Genomic DNA, 25,199 nt, shown 5'->3' with positions numbered 1-25,199 from the left:
TATCCTATAAAATAGCTTGAAAGGCGAAAAATGGACAAGATAAAGGTCGGGGTTATAGGTGTAGGGCATCTGGGTCAGCACCACGCGCGCATATACGCGGGCATGGAGGGCGTCGAGCTCGCCGGAATATGCGACATTGATATCAGGCGCGCCAAAAAACTCGCAAGAAAATACAGAGCTACCGCTTTCACCGATTATAAGCAGATGTTCGGCGTGGTAAACTGCGCCTCTGTGGTCGTCCCTACCGAACTCCACTATCACGTAGCCAAAGATTGCCTCTTAAACGGCATATCCGTCCTCATAGAGAAACCGGTGACAAAATTCGTCGGCGAGGCCGATGACCTGTTGAATATCGCAAGGGAGCGCAAGCTTATCATCCAGGTCGGGCACATCGAAAGGTTCAACGCCGCGGTCCGCGCCCTCGACGAGATACCGGGCAACGTCAGGTTCATCGAATGCCACAGGCTCGGCCCTTTCAAGAAACGCGCGCTCGACGTCGGCGTAGTCCTCGACCTGATGATCCATGACATAGATATCATCCTCGGGCTCGTGAAGTCCGAGATCTCATCGATAGACGCGGTCGGCGTAAATATCCTGACCGACCACGAGGACCTCGCGAACGTCAGGATAAGGTTCAAGAACGGCGCTGTCGCGAACCTGACCGCGAGCCGCGTCACGAAATCCGAAATGCGCAAGATACGCCTCTTTAAGGACGACTGCTATGTATCGCTCGATTACATCAAGCAGGAAGCGGTGCTCTATAGGAAGGTCAACAACAGGATCACCGGAAAACTTATAAACATCAAAAAAGAAGAGCCGCTAAAAAAAGAGCTCGAGGCCTTCATAAACTGCGTGAGGACCGGCGAGCGGCCGCTCGTTTCCGGCGAGGAAGGGCGCGACGCGCTTAAATTCGCGCTGCAGATAGAGGACGCAATAAGGGAAAACCTGAAGAATAATGCCTAAAAAGATAATGATAATAGCGGGCGAGGCTTCGGGCGACCTGCACGGCTCAAGCCTCGTTCTCGCGTTAAAAGAACTCGAACCGGACGTAAAATTGGTCGGCATGGGCGGCGAGAAGATGATCAAGGCCGGCCTCCGGTCGTTCCAGGACATAAAAGACCTCTCAGTTATCGGGCTCCTCGAGATATTATCCAGCCTCAAAAAATTCAAGGACGCATTCAACCTTCTCGCGGGAAAGCTCGATTCCGAAAAACCTGACGCAGTCATCCTTATCGATTATCCGGAATTCAACCTGCGGTTCGCGAAAGAGGCAAAGAAACGCGGCATCCCCGTCATATATTACATCAGCCCTCAGATATGGGCATGGCGCAAGGGACGCGTGAATATCGTAAAAAAATACGTCGGCAAGATGATAGTCATCCTGAAATTCGAGAAGGATTTTTACTCGAAGGAAGGCGTAGATGTGGAATTCGTGGGGCATCCCCTGCTCGACGTGGTTAAGCCCTCCTTCGGCAGGGAAGAGTTCCTGAAGAAATACGGCCTTGAACCGGCCTTCAAAACGATAGCCCTCTTGCCCGGATCGCGCCTCACCGAGATCGAAAGAAATCTCCCTATAATGCTCAAAGCCGCCAAACGGATAAAGGACAGGTTCGGGGATACACAGTTCATACTTGCCAAGCCTCCGGAAATAAAGGCCTCCGCATACGAAAAGATATTAAAGAAGTCGCCGCTTAAGCCCGCGGTCGCGGAAGGTCATCCGTATGACTGCATAAACGCCGCGGAACTGGTCCTGGTCGCCTCCGGGACCGCGACGGTCGAAACGATGATACTCGAGAAGCCGATGCTGATAATATATAAGGTCTCTCTTCTTACGTGGCTCGTCGGGAAACTACTTGTCAAGGTCCCGAATATAGGCCTCGTGAATATTATCGCCGGCGAAAAGATAGTGCCGGAATTGGTACAATTTGACGCGACGCCATCTAAGATATCCTCAGAAGTCTCCTCTCTCTTCTCCTCCCTGGAAAAGATGGGAGCGATGAAGGTACGGCTTGCCGCGGTAAAAGCGGGATTGGGCGGGCCCGGCGCGAGCAGGCGCGCCGCGGAGATAATTCTCAAACAGTTAAGAAAGTGAAGCGTCCCCTAGTAGTGGTCGGCGAGGAATTCGATAGGATGGATGACCTTCGTTAAGGTGGTTTGCGATATCTGGGACTTGCACGCTCCGCAGCCTGTCAGGATATAGTCGGCGTTCGCTTCCTTTAGCTCCCTGAACAGCCTTTCCCCGATGGCAAGCGAGAGATCGTAATTCTCCTTTTTGAGCCCGAACGTCCCGCCCATGCCGCAGCATGAATCCGTGATCTTCTTTATCGACACTCCCGGGACCAGTTCGACCAGGCATTGCTGCAGATCGCCGATCTCCTGGGCCTTGAGGTGGCAGGGGGCATGGAATACGACGCTCTTGCCCGATGGCTTAAAATCAGTGTTCATCTCGCCTTCGTTGAACAGGATCCAGAGATATTCGTGGATATCGAATGTCTTCTGCGAGACAAGCAGCGCCGTGGGCGTAGAGAGTATCCTCGGATAATCCTCTTTAAGGGCGAGCCCGCAGCTTGGGCACCCTGTCACGATATCGCAGCCCGACTTCACTGCCTCGTTAAGGTATTTTAGGTTATAGGAGATGTCTTTCCTGACGGCGTCGGTGTTGCCGGATGATATGCTCGGGATGCCGCAGCATCTCTGGCGAGGAATGACGACCTCTATATTATTCTTCTCGAATACCTTAAGCGCGGCCGCGCCTTCGCCGTCCGCGTTAAAAAAATTCACATAGCAGCCATAAAAATACGCGACCCTCCTCCTGCCGCTCTTCCCGCTCAATCTTCTTTTCTCGAACGGCGGGACGCAGGGCTTGGGCAGGAGACGCCTCTCGTCCAGGCCGAGGGAGGACTGCATGAGGCGCCTGCCGAACGTTGAACACATGAAAATATCGGCGAGGACCGTTAATTCGGCCGAGGCCGAACCGAGGAACCTCATATTTTCCAGGACAGACTGGGAGAACGGCACGCCCCATTCCCTTACGTATATCTCTTTAGCCAGGGCGCAAAGCTCGGAGACGTCCGCGCCGGTAGGGCATTCTACGCGGCAGGACTTGCAATTGATGCACAGGTCAAGAACGCCTTTGATGGTCTTGTCCCTGAGCAGCCTTTTATCCAACTCGCCGGTAATTACGGCCTTAAGTATCGCGGCCTTGGCGCGCGGCGAAGCGAGTTCCTGCGGCAGGCTGATATTCACCGGGCATACGTTCCTGCAAAGGCCGCAGGCATGGCACTTCCCGATCTCCTCCCTTATCTTCTCCGAATCAAACACGGTCTTCGTATCGACATATTTTATGCCGGCGTCGTAGATCAAGTCGTGAGTGATCGTCCCGTCCTTGCCTATCTTCTTTCCGGGATTTAAAATGCCTTTCGGGTCGAAGATATCCTTTATCCGGACGAAGATATCGTAAAGCGGGCCGAACTGCTTCTTGAGATACGGGACCCTCAATATGCCGTCGCCGTGTTCGGCGGTGGTCGAACCGCCGAGCGAGATGACCATCCTGTAAAAATCGTCGGCGATCCCGTCGATCTTGGCGAGATCCTCCTTATCCCTCATATCGAGGAGCGGGCGTATGTGCATATTGCCGTCCCCTGCATGCCCGTAGACGCATGCTTCGACGCCGTATTTTTCAAATATCGCGTAAGCGCCTATTATAAAATCGTCCAGGTTCTCCGGAGGGACTATCGCATCCTCGATGAACGGGACCGGGCGCTTCTTCCCTTTTATCCTGTTGGTGATCGGGACTGCCGCGCGCCGGACCCCCCAAAGGCGGTCTTGCTCGTCCGCGTCCCTGGCAACACTCATCCCCGATATAAGTTTCCTCTCCTTAAGGAGCCGGCCTTTTACGGCGTCTATCTTCCCGTCGAGGGACGGCGTGCTGTTCTCTTCCAGCTCGACGAGCAATACCCCCTTCGCCCCATTCTGGAGAAGGTCCCTGAGTTTCGGCTCCGCTTCGACGGCGAGTTTGATGAAAGTCTCGTCCATGAACTCTATCGCCGAAGCCGAAAGGCCGCGAAGCTCGGCGACGATATCCGCTATCGACTGCAGGTCTTTCAGGAATAACAGGAGCGATGCGCGCATCCCGACCAGGGGCGCCAATCTCAGTTTCGCCTCGGTTATGATCGCCAGAGTGCCCTCGGAGCCGGCCATCAATTTCACCAGGTCTACCCAATCGCCTTTAAGGATATCGTAGACATTGTATCCGCTAGAGCTCCTCATGACCCTGGGAACGGATCTCTTTATGACTTCCTCGCTATTTTTTAGTAATTCCGCGAGCGGTATCGAGATATCTTTTATCTTAACGCGCGGCGACAGGATAACCCTGTCACCATTCGCGAGGACGGCCTCGAGTTCAAGGACCCAATCCGCGGTAGTGCCGTATTTCACCGAATGCGGCCCGCCCGAATTATCGGCGATCATCCCGCCTATCGTGCAGTAATCCCCGCTCGAAGGGTCGGGCGGGAAGAATTTCCCGTACCTGGCCAATAATTTGTTCAACTCGCCGTAGACGATTCCGGGCTGGACAGTGGCCGTGTCGCCGCCTTTATAGTCGATGGCCTTATTCATGTATTTGGTGAAATCGATTATTATGCCGTTGCCTACCGCCTGGCCGGCGAGGCTTGTGCACGCGCCGCGGGCAGTAAGGGGGATATTGTTCCGGAAAGCGTATTTGACCAGCGCGGCGACATCGTCCTTGTCCTTAGGGATGACGATGCCTTTCGGTCTGATCTTATAAATCGACGCGCCGAAGGAATAGATATGGCGGGTCAAATCATCAAAAAGGACATCACCTTTGATGATCTTTCTAAGTTCTTTTTCCAATAAGGTCATCGCGATACTGGCAGAGTTACGAGCGCGTGCGGGACAACATAGACCTTCGCGTCCTTTCCGCGGGTGGCAAAAGCGTATTCCAACGCCTCATCCATATCCTCAAAAGACAACATCTTCATCTTTTTTGCCCTATCGGGGAATTTTGTCCCGACGAAAGCGCAATCGGCAAAAAGAAGGGACTTTGCCACGGCATACGCCCTCTGTTCTCCGGCAAGACAAGTCTTGTTCTTCATCTTCTTTACGATCCCGGCGGGGCTCTTCGCCTTTACCATAGCGTCATAGAACCTGCGTTCGCCCAGCCCTTTACCTATGCCGTCTTCGCATCGCGCGGAGATGAGTATAAGCCCGCCCTTTTTGACGATGGGTTTCTGCGTGTTGGTCAGGTAAGTCAGGGCGCGTGATGCCTGGTAGAGGTTGACATCTTTGGGCCAGCCCACTCCGCAGATGATTATGTCGGCCGGTTCATCCACCTTCACCCTGTAATGGAGCATCGCGTGTTCTATTCCCCTGTAAAAAGCCAGCTGTGGTTCGCCCGCGGCCGCGAATATCGTGCGCCCCAGGTCGTCATTCACGACGTTTATTATGAATTTCAGTTTGGCTATGCAGGCGAATTCCATGATCCAGCGGTGGAAGGGGTTATCCTTGATGACTCCGGGTTTCGCGCCCGGTTTATCGATGAATTTCGGAGAATGGGTGAACTTTATCGTCTCTTCGCCGGCCATGCCTATGCTCAGCGTCTCCGGCCCACCCGAGAAACCGGCGTGCAGGTGCGGCTCGATGACACCGATAGAGATGACATGGTCGTTATAGAGCATCTGCTTGTTGACTATTACAGGGACGCCGTTGGCGACATATCCGAGATTGGTCAGGTTTGAGCTGTCCGAGGGGTCGTGGATCTTTATTTTTATCCGCTTGACAATCTTTTTCCCGAAAGCTTCTTCGATCTCCGGCCTTGTCGGGGGCGTGAGCATCCCGACCGCCATGAAGATCGTCACATCCTTATCCCTTATCCCGCCCTTTTTCAACTCATCCAGCAATATGGGAATTATAAGCTTGCGGGGACATACCCTTGCGAGGTCCGGCACGACTATGGCGATCGTCTCTTTGGGCGAGACGAGGTCCCTGAGCCGGCAGCAACCCATGGGGTGGAGTATCGCTTCTTTTATTATGCGGGATTCGGATTTCTTGCTGTGCGACCTATTGGGATGAAGGATACCCAGAAGGTTCTTCTCGTGGATGGAAACACCGACCTGCTTTTTTCCGTAAGGTATATTTATCTTCATCGGAGACCGTCTTAACGGCTATTTTACTACTAAAAAACGGGTTTGTCGACCCTTATCGGGAGAACATCAGGATATCCTGGGAAACGATATCTGCGACAAGGCGTATCCGCCCCTTTGGAGGGTCGCAGACCCTTATCACATCTTCATATTTCCCGTATGAAGGCGCCAATTCCCGGAATAAGTTCCGGTACGAATCTATCAGTCCCCGGTTGAAGAATGTCTGCCCGCTTTCCGGAAAGAGCGCGACGTAGAATATATTGGTCTCCACTAAGTCCTGGAAGAAGTGCGTGCCGAATGAGAGCTCGGGGGCGCAATTGGCCCCGGCAAACGCAAGTTCGCCCAGGACGGCCATATTATTTATCTCGGAAAAAGAGACCGGGACGCCGAGCGAGGGAGTAGTCGTGCCCCATCTGCCCGGCCCCATGAGGAAACACGGCAACGCTTCCCTGTCAGTGATGAGTTTATTGAGCCCGCCCACTGCACGGGCGATATCATACTTGGAAGAAAGCGGCAGCGCGCTGTACTTTTGGGGATCGATAAATATCATCCTCTTTATGGGCTGGGATATATTCCCTCCCAGGAAAGAACCTTTTGAGCGGAAGATAATGTCTTCCTTCTTGATATTCTCCGGGAACTCCACCTTTTTACCGAGGCCTTTCGTCTGCAGGGGACGGCATTGCAGGAGGTTTATCTGGAATGTCCCGTCTTTCTTGAAATTCACGGTGAACTCGATATCGAGCGGGTATCCGTAACGCTTCTCGAGTAGTTTAAGCATCTTTTGCATTATATCGCCGAATGACGTGCCGGAGAAAAGCTTGTCGAAGGTCAATATCCAGTGATCTTCGGCGGCCTTCCCCGCCTCTTCCATCCGGCGGGCCGCCTCGTAATCCCTCGCGCCGGTATACTCAAGGTTGATCTCCACCTTATCGGCCAACAGTTGCCTTAGCGGCACGGCCTCGAGCCTGTTCTCTTTGATGTTCAGCACGTCGAGGTCGTGCTGGGAGAACCTCTGCATATCTTTTGCGCCAGCCAGCGGTTTGACCAGGGGCATATCGAGCGCCGCTATCCTGGGATAGTCGCCCTCTACGCGGTTGACGGCTCGCGTCCCCAGGCCCGCCACTATCCTTAGCATCCCGGCCTTGGGGTCCATGTCCTTGTTCCAGACGAACGTGTTATACGATATCCCCACTCCCGCGATATCCGGGAAGAAATAATCTGAATGGTACGCGCCCGAGACCCTCTGGACCAGCAGGGCCATCTGTTCATCGGCTTGGTCGAGTCCGCGCTGCAGGCGGTATGCCAGGGCGTCCTTGTTCATCGCGCTCGCGTAGATGCGCCTTACCGCCTCCGTGAACTTATTGTACCTTTCTTCCGGCGAACCCTGGTTCACCAGGAATATGCTCTCGTATTTTCCTGCGAAGGCGTTACCGAAACTGTCTTCCAGCAGGCTGCTGGAACGCACGATTATGGGCGACTGCCCGAAATATTCTACCATCTGCCGGAACTGCTCCTTTATCTCTTCCGGGAAGATCCCTCCCAGCATCTTTTCGCGGAGCGCCTCGGCTACGGAAAAATATCCCTCCTTCGTCTTCTGCTCCATCCTGAGTTTCCACCATCCGTTCTCGACTATATAAGTGTAGAAGACGTCGGAACCCACATAGAAAGAATCGTGCGGCTCGAAATATTTCTCCATGCCCAGGGAGCGCTCCTTGAGGAGCATATTCCTCGCGAGCAGCATGCCGACGGCCTTGCCCCCGATGAAACCCGTACCTATCATCTTTGATTTGATGCCGAGCAGGTCCTCGAGGGAGTAATACTCCTCGACTAACGAAAGGAGTTTCTCCTCGCGCGCTATCATTATCCTGCAGAGCTGCTTTACCATCCCCTTCTTCTCGTCCTGCGAACCCGCCTTTGAGGCAAGGTCCTCCACTTTCATGAAGAGGCGGTCCCAGTAATCGAGTATCCTGCGGGTGTTCTTCGCGCCTTTCTTAAGGATATTCGAGAAGAGGCGCGCCGTATCGACGCTGTTCGCTATCGGCACGAAACGGTCCTTGCTCATCAGGTGCGGCAGGAACATCGTCGGCGAATACCTGTTCCAGACCTTCAGCGGATGGACATAATACCTGCCCTCGTATTCGTAGACGTCTATGAGGAGCTGCGTTATCTCGCGGATGCGGGCGACAGTCTTGAAGGAATGCCTGTTGCGCAGTATCGAAAAGTAGGCTATGGTATTGAGCTCGTAGAGATACGGGCACGTTATCTTGAAAAAATTCCCTATCATGAGGTCGTTCGCCCACGCGGAGAGCAGGTCGGAGAGGCAATCGAATACGTAATAGACGCCTTCCCCGCGCTCTTTTATGATGCTGTTAAGCTGGGTCGAGAACGATTCAAATCCTTCGTGGGCGTTAAGCTTAAATATCTTCACGCCCTTGCCCGCCTCGAGCAGGGGCTTATGGTCCGCGAACCTTATATAGACGACTTCCTTCTTCTCTTCGAGGGCCTTCTTGACGAACGGGCCGAGGAAATCCTGATAATTCCTGATATCGTCGATCTGCCAGACGACATTATCGCCGATCCTTAATCCCGTTATTACCTTGTCCAGGCCCTTAAAGCCGGTGCTGACCATATCTTCTCCTAAAAAAACAAGGGCGCCCTTTAGGGACGCCCTTGTCCGATCTATCTACAGCAGTTAAACCAGGCCCTGGTCTATCATAGCGTCGGCCACCTTCACAAAGCCGGCTATGTTAGCGCCCTTGACATAGTTTATGTAACTGCCTTCCTTGCCGTACCTGACGCACTGTTCGTGTATGGCGATCATTATATCGTGCAGTTTGTCATCGACCTCTTCGCGCGACCACGAGAGTCTCATGCTGTTCTGGGACATCTCGAGGCCTGAGGTAGCGACGCCGCCGGCATTTGAGGCCTTTCCGGGCGCGTAAAGAACCTTCGCCTTCTGGAAAACCTTGATGCCCTCGGGCGTCGTAGGCATGTTGGCGCCTTCGCCTATGGCTACGCAGCCGTTCTTTACCAGCATCTTCGCGTCTTCGCCGGATATCTCGTTCTGGGTTGCGCTCGGGAAAGCGATATCGCACTTGATGCCCCACGGGCGCTGGTTATCGAAATACTTGCACTTGAACTCTTTCGCGCATTCCTTGATCCTTCCGCGGCGGACGTTCTTGAGGTCGAGGACACAGCTTAATTCTTTCTTGTCGAGGCCGCCCTCGTCGTATATGAAGCCGTTCGAATCCGAGAGCGTGACTACTTTCGCCCCCAGCTCGATGAGCTTCTCGACGGTATACTGGGCGACGTTGCCGGAACCGGATACCGCGCAGGTCTTGCCCTTAAGGCTCTGGCCTTTCGTTTTCATCATCTCTTCGACGAAATATACGCAGCCGTAACCGGTCGCTTCCGGCCTTACGAGGCTTCCGCCCCATCTCAGGCCCTTGCCTGTCAGCACGCCGGAAAATTCGTTGCGCAATCTCTTGTACTGGCCGAACAAAAACCCTATCTCGCGGCCACCGACGCCTATATCACCGGCCGGCACGTCCGTATCCGGGCCGATATGCCTCTCGAGCTCTGTCATAAAACTCTGGCAGAACCTCATCACCTCAGCATCGGATTTTCCCTTCGGGTCGAAATCCGAACCGCCTTTTCCGCCGCCCATGGGAAGCGTAGTAAGCGCGTTCTTGAATACCTGTTCGAAAGCGAGGAACTTCAGTATGCTCAGGTTTACGCTGGGATGGAAACGAAGGCCGCCTTTATACGGGCCTATCGCGCTGTTCATCTGTATACGAAAACCGCGGTTTATCTGGATGTTGCCCTTGTCGTCGGCCCAGGGGACCCTGAACATAAAGACCCGCTCGGGTTCGACCATCCTTTCAAGTATCTTCTCTTCCCTGTACCTGGGATTGTCATCGATATAATCCCATACCGATTCCGCGACTTCCTGCACCGCCTGGTGGAATTCGGGCTGCGCGGGATCCCTCTCCATGACTTTTGACATAAAATCTTCGATCTTCTTTGCTGGCATTTAGCTGGCTCCTTTTTTTAGAAAATAAATGCGTCCCCCAACGCAGTAGAAAGTGGCTGAAGACGTCTTTGTCTCTAGGTTTGCTTCGCTGCTCTGTTGCAGAAAACTTCCGATACGGCTTTGTATCGAGGTGCAATCAGGATACCAAAATACCGGTTGTATTGTCAAGGAAGTTATCCGGTGCGGCGTTAAACATTCCCGACGTAGACGTTCCTTAGTTTCTTTTTTGCTATCTTATAAGCCTTCTCGAGTGTCTCCTTCGAGGTGATGGGCCGGTCGAGCTTGTAGCAAGGGAAATACCTCGAAAAATGCAGCGGCACATCCGCGCCGACATTATCGTATATCCAATCCACGAGACGGTTGAAGTTCTCTTCGGAATCGTTCAGCCCGGGTATGACCAGGTTGGTCAGTTCCACATGGCACGCCTCGGCCGACCTCTTTATCGTGTGCAGGACGGGCCCGAGGCTGCCCTTGCAGTATTTCCTGTAGAATTCGTCGTCGATGGACTTGAGGTCTATGTTCATCGCGCCGATGAACGGGAGCATCTCCTCCAACGGCCCCGGATTTACAAAACCATTCGTCACCAGGACGTTCTCGAGGCCTTCTTTTTTCGCGAGTTTCGCGGTCTCGAGGACGAACTCATACCATATGAACGGCTCGTTATAGGTATAGGCGATGCCGAACGATTTGCATTCCCTGGCCTTATCTATCACCCATTGCGAAGTTATATTCCGGGTCGGCACATCGAGGTCCTGCGATATCGCCCAATTCTGGCAGAACGGGCATTTGAAGTTGCAGCCTTTGGTCCCGAGTGAGAATATGAATTCGCCGGGATGGTAATGGTAGAGGGGCTTCTTCTCGATGGGATCAAGCGATACTGAGGTCGTCTCGCCGTAGACGAGGGTATAGAGCTTACCGTCGATATTCTGCCGTACGCCGCAGACCCCGGTGATGCCGTTTACGATCTTGCAATCGTGGGGGCAAAGCAGGCAATGGACCGCGCCGTCCGCCTTTTCCCAGTAAAGCGCTTCTTTCAATACCTGTTCTTCTCATCGGGCTTCTGCCCTTCCTTGAGCAAGCCCGAGAGCTCCTTCATAAACTGGTTTATATCCTTGAACTGGCGGTAGACCGAAGCGAACCTGACGTAGGCGACCTCGTCGAGGTCGTGGAGCTGTTTCATGACGAATTCGCCTATCGCCGTAGAGGAGACCTCCTTTTCGTAGTTGCGCTGGATGATCCTCTCGACTTCGTCTACCATCCCCTCGGCCTTATCCATGGGGACGGGGCGTTTCTCGCAGGCCTTGAGTATCCCGGAGAGGAGCTTCTTGCGGTCGAATGGTTCGCGCCTCCCGTCCTTCTTTATCACCATCATGGGATGTTCCTCGAGCCGCTCGTATGTCGTGAACCTCTTCTGGCATTTGAGGCACTCGCGCCTGCGCCTGATAGAGTCGCCTTCGGCCGAGATGCGCGAATCTATCACTTTATCTTCTACGTTACCGCAAAATGGGCATTTCACCCCACACCTTCTTTCTTTTTATCCCAAATAATGGGGTTCATCTCTTCTTCCCCGCCTTAGCCATCCTTATCTCCACGCCTGCCTCTTCAAAAAATTTCTTCGCCATCTCGTCCGGATATCCCGATTCCATTATTATCTCTTTTATGCCGGCGTTTATCAGCATCTTCGCGCAGATAGAGCACGGCTGGTTCGTGCAATAGAGAGCCCCGCCGTGTATATCGACCCCGTGGAGCGCCGCCTGGATTATGGCGTTCTGTTCCGCATGCAGGCCGCGGCAGAGCTCATGCCTCTCGCCCGACGGGACCTTGAGCTTGTCCCTGAGGCAGCCCGTAATTTCGCAGTGCGTAATGCCGCTCGGCGTCCCGTTATAGCCGGTGGTAAGTATCCTTTTATTCTTTACGATCAAGGCGCCGACCGCGCGCCTCAGGCATGTGGAACGCTCCGAGATAAGCTTCGCTATGCCGATGAAATATTCGTCCCAGTCCGGCCGTTTCCTTCTTATCGCATTTTTTTTAGCCATTGTCTATTCCTCGTCCAGAAGGTCGCGATACAAGGGGAATCTCTTTACCATCGCGTGCACTTTTTCCCTTACGCGGCCTGCCGCGGCCGCATCGGTGATATTGCTTAAAATCTCATCGATGAGCCCGGCTATCTCCTCCATCTCTTTCTCTTTCATGCCGCGCGTAGTGGCAGCCGGAACGCCTATCCTCACCCCGCTCGGTTTCGCCGGAGGGTTCGGGTCGTAAGGTATCGTGTTCTTGTTCACGGTTATGCCGGCTTTATCCAGGGCCTCTTGCGCATCCTTGCCGTTCAGGCCTTTACTGTTGAGGTCCAGCGAGAATAAGTGGTTGTCTGTCCCGCCGGATACGATCCTGTAACCGCGTTTCTGGAACGCGGACGCCAGCGCGCGCGCATTTTTCAATATCTGGTCCTGGTAGTCCTTGAATTCAGGCTTCAACGCCTCTTTAAACGAGACCGCTTTCGCCGCGATGACATGCATCAACGGCCCGCCCTGGATGCCGGGAAATACCATCGAGTCTATTTTCCTGGCGAATTCCTTCTTGCATAAGATCATGCCCCCGCGCGGGCCGCGCAGGGTCTTGTGCGTCGTGGTAGTCACGAATTCGGCGTAAGGGACCGGGTCAGGATGTATGCCTGCCGCGACAAGACCGGCGAAATGTGCCATATCGACCATGAGAAACGCGCCCAATTTGTCGCATATCTGGCGGAACTTCTTGAAATCTATCGCCCGGGAATAATTCGAGGCGCCGGCGAGTATCATCTTCGGTTTGCACTCTACGGCGGTCTTTTCTATCTGGTCGTAGTCGAGCATCTCGGTCTTGCGGTCGACCATGTAAGGGACGATGTTGAAATACTTGCCGGAGAAATTCGCCTTGTGGCCGTGGGTGAGATGGCCTCCGCAAGCGAGGTCGAGGGCCATGACCGTATCGCCCATGTTAAGCGCCGAAAAATATACGGCCATGTTCGCCGACGAACCGCAGTGCGGCTGGACGTTGGCGTGTTCGGCCTTGAACAATTCCTTCGCGCGCTCGATGGCAAGTTTTTCCGCGACGTCTATATGCTCACAGCCGCCATACCACCGCGCGGCCGGATAGCCCTCGGCGTATTTGTTCGTAAGGACCGAGCCCTGCGCCTCAAGGACGGCGCGGCTTACGAAATTCTCGCTCGCGATGAGCTCTATGTTCTCCTCCTCGCGGCGCGTCTCGTTTATTATGGCCTCGTAGATTTCGGGATCCACTCTCTTGAGATTCTTCATTGACTCTCCTCCAGGTCGGATATCTGCTTTACCCTCCTTAAGTGCCTCCCGCCGAGCCTCCTCGTCGAAAGCCACACGTCCAATATCTTCTTCACTTTATAACTGTTCATCGATCTCGAGCCGAAGACTATGACATTCGCGTCATTGTGCTCGCGGGAGGAGCGCGCGTCCTCGATATTGTAGACGAGGGCGGCTCTCACGCCGCGGGCCTTGTTGGCAACTATCGACATGCCTATCCCGCTCTTGCATATTAATATCCCGCGCGGGAATTTCTTCTTCCCGACCGCTTCCGAGACAAGAAACCCGTATTTGGGATAATCGCACGATTCCGGCGTATAGCAACCGAAATCTTTTAGCTCGTAGCCTTTAGACTTGAGGTATTTTATGACCTTGTTTTTGAGATCGAATCCGCCGTGGTCGGCGCCGATAGCTATCCGCATATCTTCTTCCCTATCCTTTCTATCGCGTCTTTTAAAGTCATAAGGACCGATTCATAGACCTCTTTCGGTTTTCCGATCGGGTCGACGACCCTGAGGTTTTTGGGTTTCTCGCTGTCGCCGCTATAGGCGTAATCCAAAAGCAGGTGCGTCTTGCCCTCGGCTTCGGGCAAAAGCCCGGTAACCGTCGCCACGTGCACCGGCTCCATGCACAGGATCAGGTCGTATTCCCCTATCAAGCGGCCGGAGACGGCCTGCGCCCGGTGGTACGATACGTCCACATGCTCCCTCTTCATCACGTCTATCGCGTTCGAGCTTGCCATCATCCCGGGGATCGTCGCTATCCCGGCCGAGGCGACCCTGACATCGCCGCAGCCGTGGTCTTTGAGCCATTTTTTAAAAAGCCCCTCGGCCATGACGCTGCGGCATGAATTTCCGGTGCATACCATCAATACGGATTTTATCATATCCGCTCGATCTCCGCTTTCGGTATCGCGCCTTCGCGCAATACCTTGGGACTGCGGCCGGTCATGTCTACGACCGTAGACTCGATGCCGATCGCCGTCTTGCCGCCGTCAATGACGATATCGACCTTACCGTCGAGGTCGCGTAATACTTCCGCGGCGCTCGTCGGCGGTTTATTGCCCGATATGTTCGCGCTGGGCGCGACGACCGGGACGCCCGCTTTTTTTATCAGGCAGAAGGCGATCTTGTTGTCCGGCATCCTGAAACCGGTTTTTTTCCCGCGGCTGTCCCTCAATATTATCGTCAACGGGCCCGGCCAATACTTTTTTATCAATCTTTCCGCGCCGGCCGGTATCTTTCCGGCTATCTTCCTGACCGAGGCCGTATCGGCTACGTGCACCGTAAGAGGCTTGTTCTTCGGGCGTTTCTTTATTTCGTATATCTTCTCTACCGCCCTCTTATCAAGGAGGCTCGCGCCGAGGCCGTATACAGTCTCGGTCGGGAAAACTACCAACCCTCCCTTTTTAAGCTCCGCGGCCGCCTTCTTTATCTTCGCCGCTTCGGGCTTCGAAGCGTTGACGCGCAGGACTTCCGTCATATTTTCAGTTTTTTATTCTTCGCTATTACGTCGGCCTCAAGCCTTCTCTTGAAGGCGTTGAGCTCCCCGGCGATCTTCTTGTCGCTTAGGGCCAGGATCTGCAGCGCAAATATAGAAGCGTTCCTCGCGCCTGATTTTCCTATCGCCATCGTCGCGACCGGGACGCCGTAAGGCATCTGCACCGTCGAGAAGAGGGAATCCATCCCGTTAAGGCTGCTCGTCTCCATCGGGACGCCAACGACCGGCAGTCTAGTGAGGGACGCGATGACGCCGGCCAGGTGCGCGGCTCCGCCGGCGGCGGCTATTACGACCTTTATGCCTTTCTTCTCCGCCGACCTCGCAAAATCATGCACCAGGTCCGGGCTCCTGTGGGCGGACATTATCTTAAGCTCAAAAGCCACTTTAAAATCCTTCAATACCTTAAGCCCCTCTTCCATCGCCGGAAGGTCTGAATCTGAACCTAATATGACCGCGATCCTCGGGTTCGTCATTTTCTTTTATCTCCTGTTTAGCGCCCTGTAGCCTATATCCCTTCTGAAATGCATCCCCTCGAACTCTATGAAATTTACGGCGTTATAACATCTTTCTATCGCCTCTTTTATGTCCGGGCCGAGCGCCGTCACGCTAAGGACCCGGCCGCCCGCGGTCACGATCTTCCCGTCGGCCATCTTCGTGCCGGCATGGAAGATGTGGACATCTTTCATTTTTTCCAAGGCGTCCAGCCCCTCGATCTCGAAACCCGTCTTATATTCCCCCGGATACCCGCCCGAAGAGAGCACCACCGAGACGCACGGCCTCGCGTCCCACTCGAGCAAGGCAATATCTATCTCATCGTCCACCGAGGCCTCGACCAATTCGACGAAATCGCTTTTTAGGCGGGGAAGTATCGCCTGGGTCTCGGGATCTCCGAACCTGCAGTTGAACTCGAGCAGTTTCGGCCCGGAGCCGTCTATCATCAGCCCCGCGTACAGGGCGCCGGTATATTTTATTCCCTCTTTGCGCAACCCTTCTATCGCCGGCTTGATTATATCTTTCATCACCGCATCCATTGTCGCTTCCGGGACGACAGGCGCGGGCGAATACGCGCCCATACCGCCGGTATTCGGGCCTTTGTCCCCGTCAAATATCCTCTTGTGGTCCTGCGCCGAGGCGAGAGGGACGGCATCTTTCCCGTCAGTGACGACTATAATAGACGCCTCTTCGCCTTCGAGGCATTCCTCGATCACCACTTTTTTGCCCGCGTCCTTGAATATCTTACGCTCCATCATCGCCTCCACCGCGGCGATTCCTTCGTCTTTTTCAGAACAAACGACTACGCCTTTTCCTGCGGCGAGCCCGTCCGCTTTCACGACAAACCTGCCCTTAAATCCTTTTATGTATTTTTTCGCGGCATCGCTGTCGGTGAAAACCTCGAATTTCGCGGTCGGGATGCCGTATTTTTTCGCGAGCTCTTTCATGAAGACCTTGCTCGACTCGAGCCGCGCAGCCTCCTTTGACGGACCAAATACCCTGAGGCCGTTCGCGCAGAATTTATCCACTATACCGCCAGAGAGCGGCGCCTCAGGCCCTACGACGGTAAGGTCCATCTTATTCCTAGAGGCGAAAGCTGTCAGGGCGGCTATGTCATCGGCTTTTATGTCGACGCATTCGGCGATCTGCGATATCCCGCCGTTCCCCGGCGCGCAGAATACTTTGTCGACCAACGGCGACTGCCTTATCTTCCAGGCGAGCGCGTGCTCCCTCCCGCCCGAACCGACCACTAAAACCCGCATATTATCCTTACTTTGCCTCCTCGTTTCGCGCGGGACTCTGCCTTCCCTTTATCGACCGAGCCGACTATCCACGAATCTATCTTCCATTTTGCGAAGACCTTCCTGGCCTCGCCGCAATCCTGGGGCCCTATAACTATTATAAGCCCCAGTCCCATATTGAAGGTGCGGAACATCTCTATCTCGTCTATCTTCCCCTTCCGCTGTATCCTCCTGAATATCTCCGGGACTACCCATGAGCCTTTCTCGATGACCAGGGTCTTGTCCTTAGGGACGATGCGCGGCAATTTCTCGAAATAGGCGCCGCCGGTTATATGCGCGATGCCTTTTATCTCCGCCTTTTTCTTCAGTTCCAATATGGGCTTGACATATATCCTCGTCGGACGGAGCAGCTCTTTTGAAAGGGCCTTCTGCTCGGCCTGTGAAAATACTTTCCTGACCAATGAATACCCATTTGAATGCAGGCCGTTCGAGGCGAGCCCTATTGCGATATCGCCGGCTTTCATCTTCGAACTGTCGACTATCCCTTTCCTCTCGACCGCCCCGACGCAAAATCCGGCGAGGTCATATTCCCCTTCTTTATAGAACGCCGGCATCTCCGCGGTCTCGCCGCCTATCAGCGCGCAACCCGCCTGCCTGCATCCCTCGGCGATGCCCTTCATGACATCGGTCAGTACTTTTTTATCTATCTTTCCGGTAGCGATATAATCAAGGAAGAAGAGCGGCTCGGCGCCCGAGGTTAGGATGTCATTGACGTTCATCGCGACCATATCAATGCCGACGGTATCATGCTTGCCCGCCAGGAAGGCGATCTTCAGTTTCGTGCCTACGCCGTCGGTAGACGAGACGAGTACGGGGTCTTTATACCCCGCCGCCCTGAGATCGAAGAGCCCGCCGAACCCGCCGAGCCTGCAGTCCGCGCCTTTGCGCGCCGTCGCTTTCGTGTGCTTTTTTATCGCCTCGACGAAACGGCTCGCCTTGCGGATATCGACGCCCGCTTTTTTATACGTAAGGCCCATATCAATACCCTTTATGTTCTGTCGCGAATTTATTTGCCTCTCCGCCGAACGGCACCGGATAGTCCCCGGTATAACACGCGGTGCAGTAATTGTCCGGGCATGAGACGCAGCTCAATAACCCCTCGACCGAAAGATAGCCGAGCGTGGTGACTCCCAGGAACTTCCTTATCTCTTCTATCGTATGCGTCGCCGCTATCAGCTCCTTCTTGGTCGGGAAATCTATCCCGTAAAAACACGGGTGTTTTATCGGCGGGCACGATATCCTCATATGGACCTCTTTCGCGCCCGCGTCATAAAGTTTCTTGATCCTCGCGCGCGAGGTCGTCCCGCGGACGATCGAATCGTCGACGACGATCACCTTCTTGTCCTTCAGGAGCGCCTTTATCGGGTTCAATTTTATCTTTACGCTGAAATCGCGTATATGCTGCAGCGGCTGGATGAACGTCCTGCCTATGTAATGGTTCCTTATTATGCCCATCTCTAGCGGTATCCCCGACTCGTGCGAAAGGCCGAGCGCGGCCGGCGTGCCCGAGTCCGGCACCGGGATGATGAGGTCCGCCTCTACCGGATGCTCCTGCGCGAGCCTGTGGCCGAGCCTCTGCCGTACCAGGTGGACCGACTCGCCGAAGATGAAAGAATCCGGCCTCGCGAAATAAACATGCTCGAATATGCAATGCGATACCTTCTTGCTCTCGCCGAACGGCTTGGTCGAGCGCAGGCCTTTCTTCGTGATATACAAGACCTCTCCCGGCTCGATCTCGCGGACGAATTCCGCCTCGATAAGGTCGAGTGCCGTCGTCTCGCTGGCCAATACGTATGCGTCGCCGAGTTTCCCGAGGCAGAGCGGCCTCCAGCCATGCGGGTCGCGGACCCCGACGAGCATATCCTCTTTCATCATTACGAGCGAGAAGGCGCCTTTCAGCTGCTTGAGAGTATAGACAAGCCCTTCCTCGAAATTTTTGTGCTCTGGCCGCGCTAACAGGTGTATTATTATCTCCGAATCGAGAGTCGTCTGGAATATCGAGCCGCGGGCCTCGAGCTCGTCGCGCAGGCGCGCGCCGTTGACGAGGTTGCCGTTGTGTCCGACAGCCACTGTGCCGCGGGAATAATCAACCACGACCGGCTGCGCGTTCTTCAGCGTCGTCGACCCGGTGGTCGAATACCTGACATGGCCTATCGCGATGTCGCCTTTCAGGCCGGCCAGGATCCCTTCGTTGAAGACTTCCGGGACCAGGCCCATCCCTTTGTGTAAATGCGTTTCGCCGTCGAAAGACGCTATACCTGCGGACTCCTCCCCGCGGTGCTGTAGCGCATACAGTCCGAGATATGTAAGCCGCGCCGCGTCCTTGTGCCCGTAGACGCCGAACAGTCCGCAGTGGTGTTTGATCTTATCGCCCATTTTCACCTCTAGACATTTTTTACCCCGTTCCTGAAAATACTCACCCCATCCCCTTCCCTCTGCGCCTCGCCGCGCGTCCAGCGCGGGTGCTGGGAAGCGAATAGATGCCTCTCCGGATGCGGCATAAGCCCGAATATCCTGCCGGTGATGTCGCACACGCCGGCTATGTCATCGACCGACCCGTTGGGGTTCCAAGGGAACCCGGCGAGCTTGCCGTACGGGTCGGCATACCTGAAAACAACCTGCCCGTTCGCCCATAATTTCCCCAGGACCTCGTCGTCCTTCGGGATGAATTTTCCTTCGCCGTGCGCGGCGGGCACATATATCATGCGTTCGATGCCACCGGTCCAAACGCACTTGTTCCGGAATCCGATGTTCAGCCCCTTGGCGGCCTTAAGATAGACCCACCTGTCCTCATAGCGCGCCGTGTCGTTAGTCGTAAGCGTCGCTTCCAGCTGCTCGCCGTTTACTCCCTTTCCCGGCAGAAGGCCCGCCTTTACGAGGACCTGGAAACCATTGCATATACCGATTATAAGTTTTCCGGCGCCCACGAATTTCCCGAGGTCCCCGGCCAATTTGTATTTTAATTCGTTCGCGAGTATCTTTCCCGAACCGACGTCGTCGCCGTAAGTGAACCCGCCCGGCACGGCCATGATATGGTAGTCGCGCAGCTTCTTCTCTCCGCTGACAAGCTGGTTTATATGAACGGCTTCGGATCTCGCGCCGGCGTGTTCGAACGCGAAAGCCGTCTCCTCATCGCAATTCGTCCCGGCCGCGCGGAGGACTATGACCTTCGGCCTTCTCTTTATCGCTACCATCTTAACGGCCTCTGCCAGGCCTCCTTCAGTTCTTTTCGGTCAGTCCTGACGACGATATCCCCTTCGGCGCCGTAGACCGTAAAATATTTCTCCTCGAGGACACCGCCTATGAGCCCGATAGCCGCGGCCCTCATCGCCTTCTCGAACCTCTTCTTTTTTTCCGGGCTGACGCCGACGATGAAACGGGTATTCGACTCCGAAAATAATATGATGTCGTCGCGCTTCTTCCCTCGCGCGCCGTATTTTACCTTGAAAGGCGCTTTTTCCAGTTTTATCTCGGCGCCGAACCCTCCGGCAAACGCCATCTCGGCCGCCGCCACCCCTATGCCGCCCTCCGAGCAATCGTGGCAGGCGTTCACGAGGCCGGCTCTTATCGCGCGACTCAACCTCTCCATCAGCGCGCGGCTGCGTTTCGCGTTGACGGTCGGCACGGAATTTCCGAGGACCCCGCGGGCCTTATAATAATATGAACCGCCGAGCTCGTCATATGTCATCCCGACTACATATATCAGGTCGCCCGCTTCCTTGAAATCCATGGTGATGCATTTCTTTACGTTATCCGCCACGCTGATAGCCGAAATGAGCAGGGTCCCGGGGATCGACACGCGTTTTTTGCCGACGATATATTCATTATGAAGGCTGTCTTTGCCCGAGATAAAAGGCGCCTGGAAACCTTTCGACATGTCATAACAACCCTGGGCCGCCCTCACGAGGCTGCCCAATTGCGACGGCTGGTCAGTGTCTCCCCAGCAGAAATTATCCAGGAGCGCCACCTCTTTCAGGTCGCCGCCTACCGCAATTATCTGCCTCAGCGCCTCGTCGATATTCGACGCCGCCATCCAGTACGGATCGATCTCTCCGTACCTCGGATTTATCCCGTTCGATATTATCACGCCTTTATCCGAATCTAATATAGGCCTGGCTACCGCGGCGTCGGACGGCCCGTCGTTATTTACGCCGACAAGCGGTTTTATGACCGAGCCGGCCTGGACCTCGTGGTCATATTGCCTTATTATCCATTCCTTGCTGCAGACGTTCCAGTCGGATAATATCCTTAAGAGCGACGGGGTCAGGTCCTTCGGGCACGCGAACCGCGGCTCGGCGCGCTTCGGCCTGTTCCATCTCGCCTTCCTTACGGTCTTCGGCAGGCCGTCGTGCAGGAATTTCATATCGAGGTCGCAGACCTTGTTCCTTTTATAAAAAAGTTCCAGTTTTTTCGTGCGGGTAAACTCGCCGATCACCGTCGCCTCGACATCCTCTCTTTCGAAGACCTCGAGCAGTCTTTTTACTTTGTTCTTCGGCACCGAGAGGACCATCCTCTCCTGCGCCTCTGATATCCATATCTCGGTATAGGTCAGCCCCTCGTATTTGAGCGGTATCCTGTCGAGGTCGATCCTGACGCCGGTCTTCTCGCCCATCTCGCCTACCGCGCTCGACAGCCCGCCGCCGCCGCAATCTGTTATCGCGTCATACAGGCCCAGGTCGCGCGCCTTCAGGATACAATCGGCCATCTTTTTTTCCTCGATGGGATTTCCGATCTGGACCGCCTGCGCTGAGACCTGCTCCGACTCCGAGGTCAATTCCCCGGACGAGAATGTCGCGCCGTGTATACCGTCGCGGCCGGTCTTCCCTCCCACGAGGACGACCATGTCCCCGCTCTCAACCTCTTTAAAAGACTTTTCTTTCGGCATAATGCCGACATTCCCGCAATAGACCAGGGGATTGCCGAGGTACCTGTTGTCAAAGAGCACCGCGCCGTTGACCGTCGGTATGCCCATCTTGTTGCCGTAATCGCGCACGCCGGCGACCACGCCCTTCATCACTCTCTTAGGGTGAAGGACGCCCTTCGGCAGGCGGTTAAAAGCGTAATCAGGCTCGCCGAAGCAGAATACGTCGGTATTTAAGATCGGCTTCGCGCCTAGGCCGGTGCCGAGCGGGTCGCGTATGACGCCGCCCAAGCCCGTATTCGCGCCGCCGTACGGTTCTATCGCCGACGGATGGTTATGCGTCTCGGCCTTGAAGCAGACGTTATATCTATTGTTAAATCTTATGACCCCGGAATTATCCTTGAATACCGAGACGCACCACGGCTTCTTGAGCTCGGCGGTCGCTTTCATTATCGTCTCTTTAAGGAGGTTGTTTATGAAGCGCCTTTTTCCGCCGGACTCGTAATCTATCAGGCCTCGGAATGTCTTGTGGCCGCAATGCTCGGACCACGTCTGCGCGAGCGTCTCAAGCTCGACATCGGCCGGCTCGCGCCCGAGGACGGTAAAATACTCCTTTATCCTGCGCATCTCGGTGAGATCCAGGAATAATTGGCCTTTCTTGCTTATATTCTCGAGACCTTTATCAGAAGAGCCCGAGAGGCCTACCGTTGTAAATTTAAAATGGTATTGCGGAGGGTTTTTAAAGTTATAGGAATCCGGACCGGTGACGATATGCTGGATGACCTTATTGAAAAGGAGCTTTTCGCTTATCGTCTTAAGCCGGCTCCCGGACACATTCCCGTTAATGATATATTTTTTTGCTGTCTTTACCGACTCGACGCCTTTTACGCCGAGATCGAGGATGCCTTTCCTCACGCTCTCCTCGACCGGGTCCATCACCCCGGCGTTATAGGCCACCTCGACGACGGCCTTATTCTTCGCCCGGTCATTCCTGCCGGTTATGGGGCTCGACCTGAATGAATAAACCTGGGTAACAGGGTCGGTAAGCAATTCCCCTGCGATCCTCTTTATCCCGGACCGGGAAACATTGCCTTCGATTATATATACCTGCGCGACCTCGACCGTTTCGACGCCTTTTATTCCCAGGTCCTCTATATCCCTCTTGACGCCGGAGTCGAAGCCGTTGTTCCTATCGCATACTTCAACGCGCCACAGCACTTAGAGCTCCTTATCGGTTAATTTCCTTAAGGCCTCCAGATACTTCTTGCTGGTCTTTTTGATGATATCCTCGGGCAGGTGAGGGGCCGGCGGGGCCTTGGGCCAATTTAAACTTTCAAGATAATCCCGCACGAACTGCTTATCGAAACTCGCCTGCGGCCCGCCCGGCTTGTATTTCTCTTTTGGCCAGAACCTCGACGAATCCGGCGTCAGGACCTCATCGATAAGTATCGTCTTGCCCTCTTCGGTAACGCCGAACTCGAACTTCGTGTCGGCGATTATTATCCCTTTCGAATCCGCGTATTCCGCGGCCTTCTTGTATATCGCTATCGCCTTGCCCTTTACGAGCTCATAAAGCCTGTCGCCGAGCTTCTTCCTCGCGCCGAACTCGGTGATGTTCAGGTCGTGGCCGATATCCTCCTTGGTCGAGGGGGTAAATATCGGCTCGGGCAGCTGGTCGGATTCCTTGAGGCCCTTCGGCAGTTTGATGCAGCATATCTCGCCGGTCTCCTTGTATTCCCTCCACCCCGAACCTGAGAGGTATCCCCTGACCACGCATTCTATCGGAAGCGGCCGGGTCCTCTTCACCAGCATCGAGCGGTCCTTTAATATATCCGTCGAATCGCCGAGTTTATCGCGCAGCGATTCCATGTCGAACGTCACCGCGTGGTTCTCGCTCTGTTCTTTCAGGTAATCAAACCAGAACTTGGATATCTGTGTCAGGACCTTCCCTTTATAAGGGATGCCTTCGGACAATACCACGTCGAAACATGATATCCTGTCGGTCGCGACGATAAGCAATTTGCCGTCAAGCTCGTAGATATCGCGGACCTTCCCGCGTTTGAAGAATTTAAGCGGGATGTTCTCGGTGGTAAGCAAAACTTCTTCTTTTACTTTTTCAGTCATAGCCCCAACCGTTTGTATATCCTGTCGACGTTCTTGGTGTAATAGCCCGGGTCGAAGCAGGCTTCCACCTCCTCGTGCGTCAGGTATTTCGTGACGTCGATATCGTCCGTTAATATCGCACTGAACCCGATGTTCTCCTTCCAGACGCGCATCGCGCATTTCTGGACCATGTCATACGCCTCATTCCTCGTGAGCCCCTTGCCTATGAGCGCCAAAAGCACCCTCTGCGAGAATACCAGGCCCTTCGTCCTCTCGAGGTTCTCTATCATCCGTTCCGGATAGACAGCCATATGCATCGCCACATCCGTGGCGAGGTTCAGCATATAATCCAGGAGGATGCACGAATCCGGGATTATGACGCGCTCCACAGACGAGTGCGATATGTCCCTCTCGTGCCACAACGAAATATTCTCCATCGCCGCCAGCGAGTTCCCGCGCAGGACCCTCGCGAGGCCTGCTATGCGTTCGCATATCACAGGATTCCTCTTGTGCGGCATCGCCGATGAGCCCTTCTGCCCTTCGGTAAACGGCTCCTCCGCTTCGAGGATCTCGGTCCTCTGGAGCGCCCTTATCTCTGTCGCGAATTTCTCGAGCGTGCCGCCTATTATGGCTATAGTCGTCAGGAACTGCGCGTGCCTGTCGCGCTGGATGACCTGCGTCGATATCGGCGCGGGCTCAAGCTTCAGCCGTTTGCAGACGTATTCCTCCACCCACGGGTCGACGTTGGCGAATGTCCCGACCGCGCCGGATAATTTGCCCACGTTTATCCCCTTGCGCGCGGCTTCCATCCTGGCGATATCACGCTGTATCTCGGCGTAAATAAGCGCGAATTTCAGGCCGAACGTCATCGGCTCGGCGTGCACCCCGTGTGTCCTGCCGACGCACGGGGTGTTCTTGTATTTTTTGGCTTTTCTCTCTAACGCTATGAGGAACCTCTTGAGGTCGTCGATAAGGATATCTGCCGCGTCCCTCATCTGGAGCGAGAGCCCCGTATCGAGGACATCGCTTGAGGTGAGGCCCATGTGGATATATTTGGCGTCCGGCCCGACGTTCTCGGAGATGCTCTTTATGAAAGCGATCACGTCGTGCTTGGTCTCTTTTTCGATCTCTTTGATGCGGTCTACGTCGAAGCGGGCGCGCCTTTTGATCTCGGATAATGCGGAATTTGGTATAAGTTTCTTCCTCGCGAACGCCTCGCAGGCCATTAGCTCCACGTCGAGCATCCGCTGGAAACGGTTCTGGTCTTCCCAGATCTTACCCATCCTGGGCAGGGTGTATCTTTCGATCATCTTCCCTCCAAAGGTGTAAAACCCGTAAAGGAGAGTCCTTCGGACATAATTTGTTCTTCTTATTTGAGGATTTCTAGTTTAATGAAGGCTTGTGCTACGATTATTTATACCACAAATGGCTTGTGGT

21 protein-coding genes are annotated in these 25,199 nt (G+C 54.5%); 2 read left to right on the top strand and 19 right to left on the bottom strand.

The annotated features are described in order from the left end of the window. Nucleotides 1-30 precede the first annotated feature (30 nt). Nucleotides 31-963 carry a Gfo/Idh/MocA family oxidoreductase gene (locus tag PHO67_04775; GenBank protein ID MDD5546454.1) on the top strand — a complete coding sequence of 311 codons (933 nt, stop codon included), beginning with the start codon at nucleotides 31-33 and terminating at the stop codon, nucleotides 961-963. Continuing rightward, nucleotides 956-2,092, top strand: a complete 1,137-nt coding sequence (lpxB, locus tag PHO67_04770; GenBank protein ID MDD5546453.1) for a lipid-A-disaccharide synthase — start codon at nucleotides 956-958, stop codon at nucleotides 2,090-2,092. Before PHO67_04775 ends, lpxB begins: the two co-directional genes overlap by 8 nt. Nucleotides 2,093-2,100: 8 nt before the next feature. On the opposite strand, the gene PHO67_04765 is transcribed toward lpxB, so the two are convergent. From PHO67_04765 to purB, 19 genes are all read right to left on the bottom strand, one after another. Continuing rightward, nucleotides 2,101-4,881 carry an anaerobic glycerol-3-phosphate dehydrogenase subunit C gene (locus PHO67_04765; GenBank protein ID MDD5546452.1) on the bottom strand — a complete coding sequence of 927 codons (2,781 nt, stop codon included), beginning with the start codon at nucleotides 4,879-4,881 and terminating at the stop codon, nucleotides 2,101-2,103. Next, nucleotides 4,878-6,164, bottom strand: a complete 1,287-nt coding sequence (gene larA, locus PHO67_04760; GenBank protein MDD5546451.1) for a nickel-dependent lactate racemase — start codon at nucleotides 6,162-6,164, stop codon at nucleotides 4,878-4,880. The genes PHO67_04765 and larA overlap by 4 nt, the downstream gene beginning before the upstream one ends. A gap of 52 nt (nucleotides 6,165-6,216) precedes the next feature. Continuing rightward, a complete protein-coding gene (locus PHO67_04755; protein MDD5546450.1) occupies nucleotides 6,217-8,790 on the bottom strand; it encodes a PEP/pyruvate-binding domain-containing protein in 2,574 nt (857 codons plus the stop codon). A 63-nt stretch (nucleotides 8,791-8,853) separates the two neighbouring features. After that, complete coding sequence (gene gdhA, locus PHO67_04750; GenBank protein ID MDD5546449.1) at nucleotides 8,854-10,194, bottom strand: NADP-specific glutamate dehydrogenase; 1,341 nt, start codon at nucleotides 10,192-10,194, stop codon at nucleotides 8,854-8,856. 188 nt (nucleotides 10,195-10,382) lie between these two features. Then, nucleotides 10,383-11,231: an AmmeMemoRadiSam system radical SAM enzyme gene (amrS, locus tag PHO67_04745; protein ID MDD5546448.1), complete on the bottom strand. Its 849-nt coding sequence runs from the start codon at nucleotides 11,229-11,231 to the stop codon at nucleotides 10,383-10,385. Further along, nucleotides 11,228-11,710, bottom strand: a complete 483-nt coding sequence (gene nrdR, locus PHO67_04740; GenBank protein ID MDD5546447.1) for a transcriptional regulator NrdR — start codon at nucleotides 11,708-11,710, stop codon at nucleotides 11,228-11,230. Before nrdR ends, amrS begins: the two co-directional genes overlap by 4 nt. A gap of 37 nt (nucleotides 11,711-11,747) precedes the next feature. Next, a complete protein-coding gene (locus tag PHO67_04735) occupies nucleotides 11,748-12,230 on the bottom strand; it encodes a cytidine/deoxycytidylate deaminase family protein (GenBank protein ID MDD5546446.1) in 483 nt (160 codons plus the stop codon). A gap of 3 nt (nucleotides 12,231-12,233) precedes the next feature. Further along, on the bottom strand, nucleotides 12,234-13,487 hold the full coding sequence (locus PHO67_04730; protein MDD5546445.1) for a serine hydroxymethyltransferase: 1,254 nt from the start codon (nucleotides 13,485-13,487) through the stop codon (nucleotides 12,234-12,236). After that, the gene (gene rpiB, locus PHO67_04725; GenBank protein MDD5546444.1) at nucleotides 13,484-13,927 is read right to left on the bottom strand and encodes a ribose 5-phosphate isomerase B; all 444 of its coding nucleotides are present in this window, start codon (nucleotides 13,925-13,927) and stop codon (nucleotides 13,484-13,486) included. Before rpiB ends, PHO67_04730 begins: the two co-directional genes overlap by 4 nt. After that, on the bottom strand, nucleotides 13,918-14,391 hold the full coding sequence (locus PHO67_04720) for a low molecular weight protein arginine phosphatase (GenBank protein ID MDD5546443.1): 474 nt from the start codon (nucleotides 14,389-14,391) through the stop codon (nucleotides 13,918-13,920). The genes rpiB and PHO67_04720 overlap by 10 nt, the downstream gene beginning before the upstream one ends. Continuing rightward, the gene (locus PHO67_04715) at nucleotides 14,388-14,987 is read right to left on the bottom strand and encodes an L-threonylcarbamoyladenylate synthase (GenBank protein ID MDD5546442.1); all 600 of its coding nucleotides are present in this window, start codon (nucleotides 14,985-14,987) and stop codon (nucleotides 14,388-14,390) included. The genes PHO67_04720 and PHO67_04715 overlap by 4 nt, the downstream gene beginning before the upstream one ends. Further along, nucleotides 14,984-15,478 carry a 5-(carboxyamino)imidazole ribonucleotide mutase gene (purE, locus tag PHO67_04710; protein ID MDD5546441.1) on the bottom strand — a complete coding sequence of 165 codons (495 nt, stop codon included), beginning with the start codon at nucleotides 15,476-15,478 and terminating at the stop codon, nucleotides 14,984-14,986. The genes PHO67_04715 and purE overlap by 4 nt, the downstream gene beginning before the upstream one ends. A 6-nt stretch (nucleotides 15,479-15,484) precedes the next feature. After that, nucleotides 15,485-16,759: a phosphoribosylamine--glycine ligase gene (gene purD, locus PHO67_04705; GenBank protein MDD5546440.1), complete on the bottom strand. Its 1,275-nt coding sequence runs from the start codon at nucleotides 16,757-16,759 to the stop codon at nucleotides 15,485-15,487. Then, nucleotides 16,747-17,775, bottom strand: coding sequence for a phosphoribosylformylglycinamidine cyclo-ligase (purM, locus tag PHO67_04700; protein MDD5546439.1), 1,029 nt, complete (start codon nucleotides 17,773-17,775; stop codon nucleotides 16,747-16,749). Before purM ends, purD begins: the two co-directional genes overlap by 13 nt. Nucleotide 17,776: 1 nt before the next feature. After that, entirely contained in the window at nucleotides 17,777-19,174 is a 1,398-nt protein-coding gene (gene purF, locus PHO67_04695) for an amidophosphoribosyltransferase (GenBank protein ID MDD5546438.1), read from the bottom strand. A gap of 8 nt (nucleotides 19,175-19,182) precedes the next feature. Beyond that, complete coding sequence (purQ, locus tag PHO67_04690; protein MDD5546437.1) at nucleotides 19,183-19,992, bottom strand: phosphoribosylformylglycinamidine synthase I; 810 nt, start codon at nucleotides 19,990-19,992, stop codon at nucleotides 19,183-19,185. After that, nucleotides 19,986-22,877, bottom strand: coding sequence for a phosphoribosylformylglycinamidine synthase subunit PurL (purL, locus tag PHO67_04685; protein MDD5546436.1), 2,892 nt, complete (start codon nucleotides 22,875-22,877; stop codon nucleotides 19,986-19,988). Before purL ends, purQ begins: the two co-directional genes overlap by 7 nt. Continuing rightward, entirely contained in the window at nucleotides 22,878-23,783 is a 906-nt protein-coding gene (locus tag PHO67_04680; protein MDD5546435.1) for a phosphoribosylaminoimidazolesuccinocarboxamide synthase, read from the bottom strand. Further along, the gene (gene purB / locus PHO67_04675; protein ID MDD5546434.1) at nucleotides 23,780-25,072 is read right to left on the bottom strand and encodes an adenylosuccinate lyase; all 1,293 of its coding nucleotides are present in this window, start codon (nucleotides 25,070-25,072) and stop codon (nucleotides 23,780-23,782) included. Before purB ends, PHO67_04680 begins: the two co-directional genes overlap by 4 nt. Nucleotides 25,073-25,199: the final 127 nt, after the last annotated feature.

It is taken from the genome of Candidatus Omnitrophota bacterium, from assembly GCA_028716565.1.
Classification (GTDB): Bacteria; Omnitrophota; Gorgyraeia; order Pluralincolimonadales; family Pluralincolimonadaceae; genus Pluralincolimonas.
The sequence above is the reverse complement of the archived record's forward strand: the minus strand, read 5'-3'. Positions and strand labels throughout refer to the sequence as shown.